This window comes from Streptomyces halobius (assembly GCF_023277745.1).
Lineage (GTDB): Bacteria > Actinomycetota > Actinomycetes > Streptomycetales > Streptomycetaceae > Streptomyces > Streptomyces halobius.
In genome coordinates, this window is record NZ_CP086322.1 from 8,841,492 (window position 1) to 8,853,752 (window position 12,261).

At 68.1% G+C, this 12,261-nt stretch carries 14 protein-coding genes and 1 pseudogene; 13 read left to right on the forward strand and 2 right to left on the reverse strand.

Going from position 1 to position 12,261, the window contains the following annotated elements; genetic code table 11:
* The first annotated feature begins 273 nt into the window (after positions 1–273).
* The 5 genes and pseudogenes from K9S39_RS40130 to K9S39_RS40155 all read left to right on the forward strand — a co-directional run bounded on the left by K9S39_RS40130 (position 274) and on the right by K9S39_RS40155 (position 3,364).
* Positions 274–435 carry a hypothetical protein gene (locus tag K9S39_RS40130; RefSeq protein ID WP_248869254.1) on the forward strand — a complete coding sequence of 54 codons (162 nt, stop codon included), beginning with the start codon at positions 274–276 and terminating at the stop codon, positions 433–435.
* Between the two features lie 341 nt (positions 436–776).
* Positions 777–992, forward strand: a pseudogene (locus K9S39_RS40140) (helix-turn-helix domain-containing protein); the annotation flags it as partial.
* Entirely contained in the window at positions 989–1,375 is a 387-nt protein-coding gene (locus K9S39_RS40145; protein ID WP_248868206.1) for a VOC family protein, read from the forward strand. The pseudogene K9S39_RS40140 and the gene K9S39_RS40145, both read left to right, overlap by 4 nt.
* Positions 1,376–1,567: 192 nt before the next feature.
* Entirely contained in the window at positions 1,568–2,506 is a 939-nt protein-coding gene (gene hemC, locus K9S39_RS40150; protein ID WP_248868207.1) for a hydroxymethylbilane synthase, read from the forward strand.
* A 132-nt stretch (positions 2,507–2,638) separates the two neighbouring features.
* Positions 2,639–3,364: a Mut7-C ubiquitin/RNAse domain-containing protein gene (locus tag K9S39_RS40155; RefSeq protein ID WP_248868208.1), complete on the forward strand. Its 726-nt coding sequence runs from the start codon at positions 2,639–2,641 to the stop codon at positions 3,362–3,364.
* A 91-nt stretch (positions 3,365–3,455) separates the two neighbouring features.
* On the opposite strand, the gene K9S39_RS40160 is transcribed toward K9S39_RS40155, so the two are convergent.
* On the reverse strand, positions 3,456–3,734 hold the full coding sequence (locus tag K9S39_RS40160) for a hypothetical protein (protein WP_248868209.1): 279 nt from the start codon (positions 3,732–3,734) through the stop codon (positions 3,456–3,458).
* Between the two features lie 147 nt (positions 3,735–3,881).
* Between K9S39_RS40160 and K9S39_RS40165 the strand changes: the two genes are divergently transcribed.
* Positions 3,882–4,142: a class I SAM-dependent methyltransferase gene (locus K9S39_RS40165; protein ID WP_406708103.1), complete on the forward strand. Its 261-nt coding sequence runs from the start codon at positions 3,882–3,884 to the stop codon at positions 4,140–4,142.
* 283 nt (positions 4,143–4,425) lie between these two features.
* Here K9S39_RS40165 and K9S39_RS40170 read toward each other — a convergent pair whose 3' ends face one another.
* Entirely contained in the window at positions 4,426–5,301 is an 876-nt protein-coding gene (locus K9S39_RS40170; RefSeq protein ID WP_248868210.1) for a class I SAM-dependent methyltransferase, read from the reverse strand.
* Positions 5,302–5,749: 448 nt separating this feature from the next.
* Here K9S39_RS40170 and K9S39_RS40175 point away from each other — a divergent pair, with 448 nt between their 5' ends.
* From K9S39_RS40175 to K9S39_RS40205, 7 genes are all read left to right on the forward strand, one after another.
* Complete coding sequence (locus K9S39_RS40175) at positions 5,750–6,520, forward strand: hypothetical protein (protein ID WP_248868211.1); 771 nt, start codon at positions 5,750–5,752, stop codon at positions 6,518–6,520.
* Positions 6,521–6,994: 474 nt separating this feature from the next.
* Positions 6,995–7,636: a class F sortase gene (locus tag K9S39_RS40180; protein WP_248869192.1), complete on the forward strand. Its 642-nt coding sequence runs from the start codon at positions 6,995–6,997 to the stop codon at positions 7,634–7,636.
* 228 nt (positions 7,637–7,864) lie between these two features.
* Positions 7,865–8,314 carry a GNAT family N-acetyltransferase gene (locus K9S39_RS40185; RefSeq protein ID WP_248868212.1) on the forward strand — a complete coding sequence of 150 codons (450 nt, stop codon included), beginning with the start codon at positions 7,865–7,867 and terminating at the stop codon, positions 8,312–8,314.
* A 316-nt stretch (positions 8,315–8,630) separates the two neighbouring features.
* Positions 8,631–9,041, forward strand: coding sequence for a tautomerase family protein (locus K9S39_RS40190; protein WP_248868213.1), 411 nt, complete (start codon positions 8,631–8,633; stop codon positions 9,039–9,041).
* A gap of 60 nt (positions 9,042–9,101) precedes the next feature.
* A complete protein-coding gene (locus K9S39_RS40195; protein WP_248868214.1) occupies positions 9,102–9,533 on the forward strand; it encodes a GNAT family N-acetyltransferase in 432 nt (143 codons plus the stop codon).
* 1,208 nt (positions 9,534–10,741) lie between these two features.
* Positions 10,742–10,972: an NAD(P)-binding domain-containing protein gene (locus tag K9S39_RS40200; RefSeq protein ID WP_248868215.1), complete on the forward strand. Its 231-nt coding sequence runs from the start codon at positions 10,742–10,744 to the stop codon at positions 10,970–10,972.
* A gap of 53 nt (positions 10,973–11,025) precedes the next feature.
* Positions 11,026–12,192, forward strand: a complete 1,167-nt coding sequence (locus K9S39_RS40205) for a winged helix DNA-binding domain-containing protein (RefSeq protein WP_248868216.1) — start codon at positions 11,026–11,028, stop codon at positions 12,190–12,192.
* The last annotated feature ends 69 nt before the right edge of the window (positions 12,193–12,261 follow it).

The window sequence follows — 12,261 nt, forward strand, 5'->3', positions numbered from 1 at the left end:
AAGTAAACTTCGGGCCCGGCTGGTGATTGGGGTATATCGGCGGTGCGTACAACCCCGTCAGGGCGGCCTCGCGCAGTCCGTCGCGACATCACGCTGATCGAGCCGGCTGACCGCGGAGGCGTCGAGCAGACCGTGTTCGGACTGAAGCATGCCGCGATCGTTCCGCCCGAGTCGCCGCTCGGTCTCGGGCGTCACCTTCGGGGCGGCTCGATCGCCCCGGCAGCGGCCCCGCCCGGCAGGAGTCTGACGAAGCCCGGGCGTGCATGACCTGACATGGCGAGGTCCGGCGAGGATCCGGGTCAGGAGTACGGCGCGTCGGGCGTCGCAGGACGCGGTAGGGCCGCAGGGGTCCTCGTCGGCGAGCAGGTCGAGGCCGACAGCGGCTTCGTCGTCCTCACCCCCGGTGCCGGGGGTGAGGACGACGGTGATGTATAACCCGGTCTCGGGCTCGACCGCGAGGTGGGCTCTGTAGCCGTCCTGCTGGTGGGTGCGGGTCTTGTGCACATGCGGGATCGATGGTGGACCACCCGGTCGCAGGCGGTGCCCCGGGTGATGCGCCAGGGCCCGTCGCGGCCGTCGGAGTCCTCGGCGGGCTCGACGTCCTGTCCTGCGGCCAGGGCCGGCAAGCCGATCGCGTTCGCGGCCTTCTCGCCGAGTCGCTGGTCGGGCAGGTGGCCCAGCAGCCTGAGCGTGTCGGTCTCGTCGTGCCGGGCGACCCTGGCGTATGTACTTGATGATGACGACAGCAGGCCGGAAGGCCGCCTCGGGCTCTTTGCCAGACCCTGTTCGAGATGTGCACACGGCTGGTGACCGAACACGGTCTGGGGCTGTCCCGCCAGGCGATCAGCCGGCATCTGGCCGTACTGGAATCCGCGGGCCCGGTCCTTTCGCGGCGCCAGGGCCGCTACAAGTTCCACGATCTGAACACCGAACCCCTTGAGCGCATCGTGACCCGATGGCTCAGGCCCGATGCACCGGAGAGCACCCCATGAGGATCCACCTTTCCAGCGTCTTCGTCGATGACCAGGACAAGGCCCTGCGCTTCTATACCGACGTGCTGGGTTTCGTGAAGAAGACCGAGGTCCCGCTGGGCGAGGATCGGTGGCTGACCGTGGTCTCGCCGGAGGATCCCGACGGGACCGAACTGCTGCTGGAGCCCGACGGTCATCCCGCGGTGAAGCCGTACAAGGCGGCGTTGGTCAAGGACCGCATCCCGGCCGCCTCCTTCGCCGTGGACGACGTACCTGCGGAGTTCAACCGGCTGCGCGAGCTCGGGGTGGACTTCACCCAGGAGCCGCTGGAGATGGGCTCGGTCACCACTGCGGTGTTGGACGACACCTGCGGCAACCTGATCCAGATCGTGCACAGCAAGTAAGGACCCGGCGCAGGCGCCGGCCGCGAGTCGCTGCGGAGCTCTGCACATCCGAGGAGCGCAGCTTGCCCGGACCAGTGGCGCCGGTGACGTCGGGGAACCTTCCCCGCCCCTCCCAACCCCCATGCCACTTCACTGAGATGGCCGTAAGGCCCTGGTAACCGATGCCGGGAACTGCCGGCCTATCATGGGTCCATGCCCGCCCCTGAGCTGATCCGCATCGTCTCCCGTGACTCTCCCATGGCCCTCGCGCAGGTGGAGCGGGTCCGCGCCGGACTGGGCGTGCTGCACCCCGGCATCGCCACGGAGGTCATTCCGGTCAAGACCACCGGCGACCGCTGGATGGGCGCCCTCTCCCAGGTCGAAGGAAAGGGCGCGTTCACCAAAGAGGTCGACGCCGCCCTGCTGGCCGGCGAGGCCGACCTCGCGGTGCACTGTGTCAAGGACATTCCCGGCGACCGCCCGCTCCCCGTCGGCACGACCTTCGCCGCCTTCCTCAAGCGCGACGACGTACGCGACGCCCTGATCCACCCGGGCGGACTCACCCTCGACGAACTCCCCTCCGGAACGCGCATCGGCACCTCGTCGGTACGCCGGATCGCGCAGCTCGCCGCCTCCCATCCGCACCTTGAGTGCGTACCGATGCGGGGCAACGCCAACCGTCGTATGGAGAAGCTGGCCGCGGGGGAGGCGGATGCGCTGCTGCTGGCTGTGTCCGGTCTGGAGCGCATCGGCCGCACGGACGTGATCAGCGAGATCCTGTCGGTGGACACGATGTGCCCGCCCATTGGCGCGGGCGTCCTCGCCCTCCAGTGCCGCGAGGACGACACCGTCACCATCGACGCCGTCAGCGGCCTCGGTGACCCGGCGACGTTCCGCGAAACCACCGCCGAGCGGATGCTGCTGCACGTACTCCAAGGTCACTGCAACAGCCCGATCGCCGGTTACGCCAAGACCGACCGGCGCGGCGAACTGTCAATTCGGGCCTGTGTGTTCACTCCGGACGGCAAGACGGTCCTCAACGCTCACGAATGGGCCGGCCCGCTCACGCCCGAGACGCTCGGCACCTCCGTCGCTGTTGCCCTCCTGCGGCAGGGCGCGCGCGAGCTGATCGACAACATCGCGCACCAGTGATCTCACGCAGCGCCGTTCGCCAATCGACGTATGGGCAATGCCGACGGGCTTCGCGGTTTACGGACACTTCAGCGGACGACGCCGGTGGGAATCTGTTCGCCGGTGTGACCGGTCGATGGCATGCTGTCCGGCGTGAACGGACCGGAGATCCATCTGAGTTTCGCCTCTGAACTGCATCTTTTCGTCGCCGCAGGCCGCCGTCTGGGCCGTGCGCCCCTGGTGACCGACGGGTCGTCGACGCTCGGCCATGTGGTCGAGTCGCTCGGCGTCCCGCTCACCGAGGTCGGGCGACTCGTCGTGGACGACCGTGAGGTCACCACGTCCCACATTCCGAGTGCGGGCGAGCATGTCGAGGTACGCGCCGTCGAGCGGCCTCAGCAGATCCCCGGTGCCCCGCTGCGGTTCCTGCTCGACGTTCACCTCGGCACCCTGGCGCGGCGGCTGCGGCTGCTCGGCGTCGACGCGGCGTACACGAATGAGGACCCGGGCGACGCGGCACTGGCCGCCCTCTCGGCCGAGGAACGGCGGGTACTGCTGTCGCGGGACCGGGGGCTGCTGCATCGGCGTGAGATCTGGGCAGGGGCATACGTCTACAGCGACCGGCCCGACGATCAACTCCGGGACGTACTCAGCCGCTTCGCACCAGAGCTCGCCCCATGGACGCGCTGCACCGCCTGCAACGGTCCGCTGACCGAGGCCAACAAGGACTTGGTCCAGGACCAGCTCCAGCACGGCACTCAGCGCACGTATGACGTGTTCGCGCAGTGCACGGAATGCAAACGGGTCTACTGGCGGGGCGCGCATCACGCACACTTGGAGGCGATTGTGGAGGAAGCGCTGCGGGACAACGCCGGGTGACGTGTGGGACGGGGCGAGGCGGGATGGGAGGGTCGGTTGGGAGGGGCAAGGACGGTAGGGAGCTCCTCATCGTGGGACCCGCCCGCCGGGCCTATGACGGGCCCTTCCCTCCCTCGCCGACAAGCAGCATGACCAGTCGTCGCGTCTGCTCCTGCGCGTCCTCCGCTCCGGCCCAACTGGACATCAGAAGGTGGTGGACGGTTCCGACGAGGGCGAGTGCGACCGTGGCGATGTCGGTGCCGTCCGCCAGGCGCCCGCGTCGTTGTTCGGCGTCCAGGTAAGCCGTGACCGCGCCCTGGACCGCCGCGAAGCCCGGTGCGCCGACCTCCAGCGCCTGGCGGACCCGCAGGGAGGCGCCGGGGCGGGTCATCGCCAGGCCGACGACCGTGGGCTCCGTGGAGGTCAGCCGACGACCGTGGGCTCCGTGGAGGTCAGCAGCGCGAGCGCGACCGTGACGAGGTTCTCGGCGACGGTGGCCTGCCCCGCTCGCCCTGGGAGATCCCCGGCCTGCGAAGCCGTGCAAGGAGACGCTCAGGTCTACGCCTGCGAACCGGACGCGTTCGACGTCGCCATCAGCCGCTTCGGAGTGATGTTCTTCGCCGACCCCGTCACCGCCTTCGCCAATATCGGCCGTACGCTGCGGCCCGGCGGCCGGATGACCCGCGTACGGGACCTGGGGCAGGGACGCCGACGACGCGGCCGCCTTCCTACTGGACTCCGGCCCCGGACGCCACATGACCAGCCAGGTCGACCCGGAGGTTCGAGACCGCGCCCGTGAGGTGCTCACGGAGAGGCTGCGTCCCTACGAGGAGAACGGCGCGTTGCGCCTGCCAAGCTCTGCCTGGCTGGTCACCGCCCACCGCCGAAGTGACTCGGCCGGGACGGCAGAGCTCAACACCCGTTCGCCAGTGGTGAGTCAGTCGACGCACCAACCGATGGGATCACGGGTGAGGAGAAGTGGTGCGCGGCGTAGCACCTGTGCCGACGCGGTTTTGAGCGGGCCCGTCCGCGCACGTGGTCGCCTTGGGGCGCGGGGCCCGTCCAGCGAATCCGCGACCGACTCACCAACGCCGAGCCGTGACCAGCCAGGCAGCGCTGCCCAGCATGACCCCGTCCGGCCGCTGGTGCTCCGCCATGGCACCCCGCAATGCGGCGCGCGCCTTGAGCCGGGCTTCCGCGTCGGCCGCGGCGATCATCGACTGTCCCATAGGGGTGCCAAGGAAGTACGCGACGGCGTCGTCCGCGTCGGCTCCCGTCCGCATGCGTTCGTCGACGGCGCTGATCGCCACCTCGTCGAATCCGGCGCCGGTCAGCAACTCCCTGATCCGCTCGGGGGCGGCCAGCGAGAACGGGCCCGGCGCGTCCGGGTCGGCCGGTTCGGGAAGTGGAACATGCTCGGCGATGGCTCCGAACGGCACCGTGAGGTACTCGTTCTCCAACAGGTCGCGCCAGCAGAGAAACGCCAACTGGCCACCGGGACGCAGACCATGGGCGACATTGGCGAATTCCGCCTTCGGATCGGCGAAGAACATCACCCCGAACCGGCTCAGGGCTACATCGAATCCCTCGGCCGTGAAGGGATGGACCTGCGCGTCCGCCTGCTCGAAGGACACGTTCTTCTGTCCGGCGTCCGCGGCCCGTTGACGGGCCGTGTCCAGCATCGGTCCCGAGAGGTCGACGCCGAGCACCGAACCGTCGCAGGCGATACGAGCTGCCGCCAGGCTGGTGCCGCCGTTGCCGCAACCGATATCGAGGACACGGCTGGTGGCGTCCAGCGGCACCGCGTTCATCAGGTGCGGGGTGAGATGGCGGTACCTCGCCTCCAGGCGGTCCCACTCCTGTGTCCAGTGCTGCCCCTCATCCCCGTTCCATGCCTGCCATTGCTGCTTGTTGCCCGCCGCGACGATGCCTTCGCTGAAGTCCTTCGAGTCCGTCATCGCGCTCTCATCCGTGCCCCGAACCATCATCCCTCCGCTGCCTTTTGACCGTATATATCAGCCAATTACCGTGGCAGCGTTGCCTGATGCCACCACTCTGCTGCTACGCGAGCAGTAGAACTACTACGTAGGGTAGTAGGAGATGAGTTCGGGTTGGGTGATCCCGTGGATGAACGCGCCGGGGCCATAGCGGGCCGGCGGTCATTCCCCGCCACACGCTGCCCGGACTCCCTTACACCATGGCGGTGACGTTGCCTCGCTGATCCACGCCATCCAATGGGTGATCATCAGGCCGTTCGCCACCCGAAGGGCCGATGCCGTAACTCCAATGCGGCGATCTCCAGTGGTGCCGGACCGCAATCCGTCTGACGGTGACCATGTCGCTACTGCGATTCGATGCGCTGACGATGTGTCGGCCTTCGTGGCCGCGGCGAAAGGATATTTCCCCATGCGCACTACCCGTACCTTGCTCAGCTCCGCAGCCTCCGCCGCCATCACCGTGGTCCTCGCGACCTCCACTCCCGTAGCCCATGCCGCCACCGCGTCCGATGACTGGGGACAGGATGAATCCGGGTATTCCGTCAGCAGCGATCAGGATGAGGACTCCTGGACGAGTGGTCAGGACGGGACCGGAACGGGCGACCGGGAAAGATCTGAGACGGCCGGCCAGGACAAGACCGGGACCGGTGACGAGGCCAGGTCCGGGCCGGACGGTCAGGACAAGCCTGAGACGGGTGCCCGCGACAAGCCCGGGGCTGGTCAGGACAGGCCCGAGACGGCTGGTCAGGACAAGACGAAAACCGGTGGCCGCGACACGTCCGAGACGGCTGGTCAGGACAAGGCCGAGACGCCCGGCCAGGGCAAGGCCGATGCGGACGACCATGACAAGTCCGGCGCGGCCGGTCAGGACAAGACCGGGGGCGACCGTGAGAAGTCCGCGGCAGGTGGTCAGGACAAGACGGCCACCGACCACCGCGACAAGTCCGGGGCGGGCGAACGCGACAGGTCTCAGAAGGGTGAGCACAACGAGGCAGGGAAGGGCGGCCAGGAGAAGCCCGGGCAGGGCCGGAAGCCGCATGGCGGGGTGCACACCGGCGGCGGGGCCATGGCCGTGTCCGGCAGCAGCCTGGCGGCCGGCTCGGCCCTGATTCTCGGTGGCCTCGGCACCGGGGCGTACATGCTGCGCCGCCGTAACCCTTCCGGCCGGGAGGCAGCTTGATCGAGCTCACCTTGCGCAGGCCCCAGACCTCAGACCTTCTTCCAGGCTCCAGACCTCAGACCCCAGACCATCTTCCAGGCCCAGGTTGCTGTGTGTACGTGGCCACCGTCGCCCGCCGACGGTGGCCACGGCGTTCCGTTCCGGTCGTCCGCAGCCCCGTGAGGCCCGCTCGACACCGAGGTGACGCTCGTTCCCGAAAGGCACCACCCAATGACCACCCCGCAGCCGAACCAGCCGAGCTCTCACGTCCAGCCGAGCCTTCGAAGCCAACAGAGCCCCAAAGATCAGCCGAGCCCGCAAAGCCCGTCGAGACCTCAAGATCAACCGATCTGGCCAAGCCAGCAAAGCCCGTCGAGCCATCAGACCCCGTCGAATCAGCAGCCCCCGGCGAACCACCAGGGCTATTCGAGCCGACCGAAACCACCCCGCAGGACTCCCGCCCCTGCCCCCGCCCCCCGCTCCTTCGACCGCGCGCTGCTGTGGCCGGCCGGGGCGGTGCTGCTGGGGGCCTTCCTCGTCTATAACTCCGTGGACTTCACCGAGGACCCCGAACCTCGGGCGCGCCCTGCGGCGGCCGCCTCCGCCAAGCCCGGAGCGGCCGCCTCCAGCGCGCCCACCCCCACTGTCGGCCCGGCGTTGCCCCGTTCCGTCCCGAAGCAGCTCACAATCCCGGAGATCGCCGTCCAAGCGCCCTTCACACCGTTGTCCGTCAGCGCATCCGGCCAGCTCAACCCACCCCCCGCCGGGAACAACAATCTCGTCGGCTGGTACCGGGACGGGGTATCGCCCGGCGAGCGCGGCGCGTCGATCGTCGCCGGCCACGTCGACACCAAGACCGGACCGGGGGTATTCCTGCAGCTCAGCACGCTCAAGCGCGGGAGCACGGTGGACGTCACCCGGGAAGACGGCATCATCGCGACGTTCAAGGTCGACTCCGTCGAGACGTTCAGCAAGGCGAACTTTCCCAACGACCGCGTCTACGGCGACACCCCGTCCGCACAGCTACGCCTGATCACCTGCGGCGGCGCGTACGACCACAAGGCAAAGGACTACGTCGACAACGTGGTGGTCTTCGCCCACCTCGCCTCCACGAAGCGCGCCGACCACCCGTCCTGAATGCCTGCGCGCAACGGCCGGGAACGGGTCTTTCGCCGAGCGGCCCCGTCAAGAGCCACTCAAGATGTCGATGCAGACGCATACTTCCCTGCATAGAGATGGAATGGAGGGGATTCAGGATGGGGGGATTCGGACTCCGTAGACGAGGGGAACCGGATCAGCATGTCGCCGTCGGTGGTACGACTCGCTCAGTACGCGAAGACGGAGCTTGATGAGATCACAGGGGGCATGAACGACCCCTTCGACGTGGAAAGGACTGCCCTGACTTGGCGCTCCAAGGAGGAGCACTTCGGTGTCAGGCTGGGGGACCGCCTGGTGGCGCATGCCGGTCTGGTGCCGGTGCCGGTGTCGGTCGATGGCACCCGAATGCAGGTGGTGGGCATCGGTGGCGTGATCGTGGCGCCTGACCTGCGAGGACATGGGTTGGCGCGATTGGCCGTCACGTCCGCGGTGGAGCAAGCGCGCAGCATGGGACCGGAGTTCGGACTCCTCTTCTGCTGGCCCGATCGGGTCCCCGTGTATCAGCGGCTGGGATGGCAGACCCTGGACGTCGACGTTCATGTTGAGCAGCCCGGCGAGTCGGTGGCCGTCATGCCGCTCAGGTCCATGTGGTTGCCGCTGCGGGAAGGAGCGCAGTGGCCACCAGGGCCGGTGCGCCTGCTGTCCCTGCCGATGTGACGTCTGTTCGACTGCTCTGCTCTGTTCGGCTGCTCGGCTGGCTGTTCCGACCACGTGATCGCCGCGCGGCGACACCGGTCGGCCTCTGGTGTCGCTGACGTGGCGTCGTATCAGGCCACCGCACCCTGCCTGCTGCAGACCGCACTCGTTGCGACTGTACCTACTAGTATGTATGGTCGTGATCATGGACGCGAGAGGGCGACTCGTCCATAGCACCCGTGAGCCGCTGTGGAAGCGCGGCCACCTGGTCGCCGATGAAGAACCAGCGATGATGAAGAACCAGTGACGCAGCCACCTTGAAAGGGGAATTGCCGTCATGCCATTTGTTCGTATTGACGCGTTGAGGGTCGACAGCGATCGCCTCGACGCGCTCGGCCGCGCCGCGCACGACGCTTTGGTCGAGACGATCGGCTTTCCGCCCGACGACCTGTTCCAGGTCCTGACCAGTCACGACGGCACCAGCAGCACATTGCGCTACGACAATTTCCTCGGTGTGCACCGCGATGATGGCATCGTGTACGTCGCGATCACGATGCGCTCCGGGCGCACGCCCGCACAGAAGCAGGCGTTGTACCGGCGCATCGCCGAGCTCGCCCATGAGTACGCAGGGACCGAGCCGCGGAATGTGTTCGTCACCCTGACCGAGAACGAGTCGATCGACTGGTCGTTCGGCGACGGGGTGGCGCAGTATGTTGCGTCCTCCGATGCTGCCGGCGCGCCCTTGTGACGCCGCGGGGCGTGACGTGACGCTTGCCGATGGCCCCTAGGCAACTAGGTATGATCAACCATGATCATTCGCCGAGAGGACGACTACGAGATCGATACCGATCCCGACCGTCTCGACATCGACCTGATACATCACTGGCTCTCGACCGACGCGTTCTGGGCTCTGGGACGCAGTCGCGAGACGGTTGAGCAGTCGGCCCGCGCTTCTCTCAACTTCGGTCTCTACGAGGCGAATGGGACACAGATTGCCTACGCGCGCGTCGTTACGGACCTGACGACCTTCGCCTGGCTCTGCGATGTCTACGTCGACCCCGCCCACCGCGGCACCGGCCTCGGCACCTGGCTGGCTGCCGCGGTGCGCGACCACCTCGCTCCGTACAAGCTCAAGCGGGTGCTGCTGTCCACCCTTGACGCGCACGGCGTTTACGCGAAAGTCGGCTTCGTCCCCTTCCTCGATCCCGGGAAGCTGATGATCATGGGCTCTGTGCAGTGAGCGCGGATGCCGGAGGCCGCGGGCGCACGGGGCGGTGAGCTTCCAGAGCTCAACCGTTCGTGCCCCGGATGCCCGGCGTGCATCGGAACGATGCCGCGGGGCGTGCGAGTTGACGGTGGTGACGGTCGGGTCGGTTGCAGAACATGTATCAGCGCCCATGCCTTGACGCTTACGTGACGGATTCCCCGTCCGCTCCAGCGGGAGGGAAGGGCAGCCACGCGCGAATCAACTCCGGTCCGGCGGATTGACCGTCCGGTACGTGGGAGGGCCGGCCGCGGTCCTGGAGATCGCGGGTGTGCGATTGCTGACCGATCCCACCTTCGATCCGCCCGGCGAATACGAGCCGACTTCCTCACCTCGCCCACGACCGGGCGGCGGAGGCGGCCGGCGTCCTCGGTGCGCGACAGGTCGTACCGCTACATTACGAGCACCGGGGACACTTCACCCAAGGCGCCGACGCGCTGACCGACGCGTTCGAACGAGCCGGTCTCGTAGGCGGGTTGCGTCTGCTGAAGCCGGGGGAGGGGTTCACGCGCTCTGAACGGGCGTGGCGCGCCATCGCCCTGCACACCAACCGGGCGTCCTGAAGTTCACGGAGCCGGAGGTGGCGCTGGTGACCGCGGGCGTCGAGTCGTCGAGTACGCCGACGAGCGTTTCCGGCCGAGCGGGCAGGCCGTCACCCACACCTCAGCCCGTCCCTGCAGGGCCAGGGGTTGGCCATCCAGTACGAAAGTACTGTAACTGGTCGTGATGTGGTGGTGCCGCTCTGCGTCCAACGCGGCGTGCTGCAGTGCATTTTCCCTTGCCATTCAGCAGCAGTATGTCCGTATTGCACCCCCTGTCGGGCTTGCTGTACGATACTAATGTACTAATCGGGCCTAGGTCAGGATGCCGTCCTCCCGACCACCCGCCCGCCGCGTACTCACTCACCCACGCGCCCACCCCCAAGGAGCGACCCTCATGAAGCCTCCCGCCATCTCCCCCGTGCCTCGGCGCGGCACCCATCACCTGGCGGGCAAGGTCCTCATCGACACCGCCGGCCCGAACGACTTCAACACCCCCGTCACCCACCCCATGCCGTCCCCCTGGCCAGGCACGCCCGCCCCATCCTCAACCCCGTCAGTACCGACAGCCTCGGCGAGCAGATCCAGCGCGCCTTCCCCGACGCCAAGGTCGTCAAGGTCTTCAACACGCTCGCCGCCCACCTGATGACCGACCCCGCCGCACTGGCGGACGGCGATCACACCCTTTTCCTCAGCGGTAACGACGGACACGCGAAGCAGCAGGTCACCGAATTGCTGGCCGCCTATGGATGGTCGGACATCATCGACCTGGGCGAGATCACCACCGTACGTGCGACCGAGATGATCCAGCCCCTCCATCTCAGCCTCGTTGGCACCCTGGGCAACGAGCACTTCAATTTCAAGATTGTCCGCTGAAGCCAACGGCTTCCCACCCCCGCATTCCTGCTTTCCCCTTCCGGAGCCACGCCATGACCTCCTTGCACCGCCGTGTCACCGCCGCCGAGCGACGCGCCCGCCTCGGTCGCCGGTATCTGCTGGCCACCGCAGCGCGGGTGAAGACGCCGGACGAGGTCACCGACGCGCTCATCGGCCTGCACGGCACCGACCCGGCGACCGTCTTCCTGACCGCCGCCGCCCGTCTGGCCGAGCCGACGGTCACGGTGGTGGAGCGGGCGCTGTACGAGGAACGAACACTGGCCCGCATACGGTGCATGCGCCGCACCATGTTCGTCATCCCCGCCCGCCTCGCGCCCGCCATCCAGGCGGCGACCGGCAAGGACACCTACCGCGACCGTGCGAGCGCCATCGACCGGCTCCACAAGGCGGTCGGGTGGGACGAGCGCCGCTACACCGCGGCCGAGGAGGCCGCCCTGGCCGTCCTCGCAGCGCGGGGCGAGGCCACCGCCGCCGAACTCGCCGACGCCGTCCCCGCCCTGCGCGAGCAGATCACCATGTTCCCCGGCAAGCCGTACCAGTCCCGCCAGCGCGTCTGCGCCACCGTCCTGGGCGTACTCGCCGCCGAAGGCCGCATCCGTCGGGCTCGTCCGGCCGGCAACTGGACCTCCGCACAGTTCCGCTGGGCCCTGGCCGAACCCCTTCCCGGGCTGCCCGCAGCCGAGGCGAAGGCCACCCTCGCCCGTCACTACCTCGCCGCTTTCGGGCCCGTCACCGAAGCGGACCTGAAGTGGTGGACGGGCTGGACGCTGACCGACACCCGCAAGGCCATCGCCGCGACCGGCGCCGAAGCCGTCGACCTCGATGAGGGAACCGGCTACCTCCTGCCCGAAGACCTTGAACCGGCCACCGCGCCGGAACCCTGGGTCGCACTGCTGCCCGGACTCGATCCCACCCCCATGGGCTGGCGCCACCGGGACTGGTACCTCAACTCCGACCACACCACTGCACTGTTCGACCGCAACGGCAACATTGGTCCCACCATCTGGGCAGACGGCCGCATCATCGGTGCCTGGGCCCAACGCCCCGACGGCCGCGTCAACCACCACCTGCTCACCGACCCCGGCCGCGAAGCCCGAACCGCCATCGAATCCGAAATCGCCCGCCTGACCGACTTCCTCGGCGGAACCCGCGTCACCCCGTGCTACCGAACTCCCCTTGAACGCACGCTTGCCGCCTGAGAGTTGTCCATATCGGGCGGACGGAACCCGGTGGACCATTGCGGTGGCCTGCGGTGGCCTGCGGTGGCC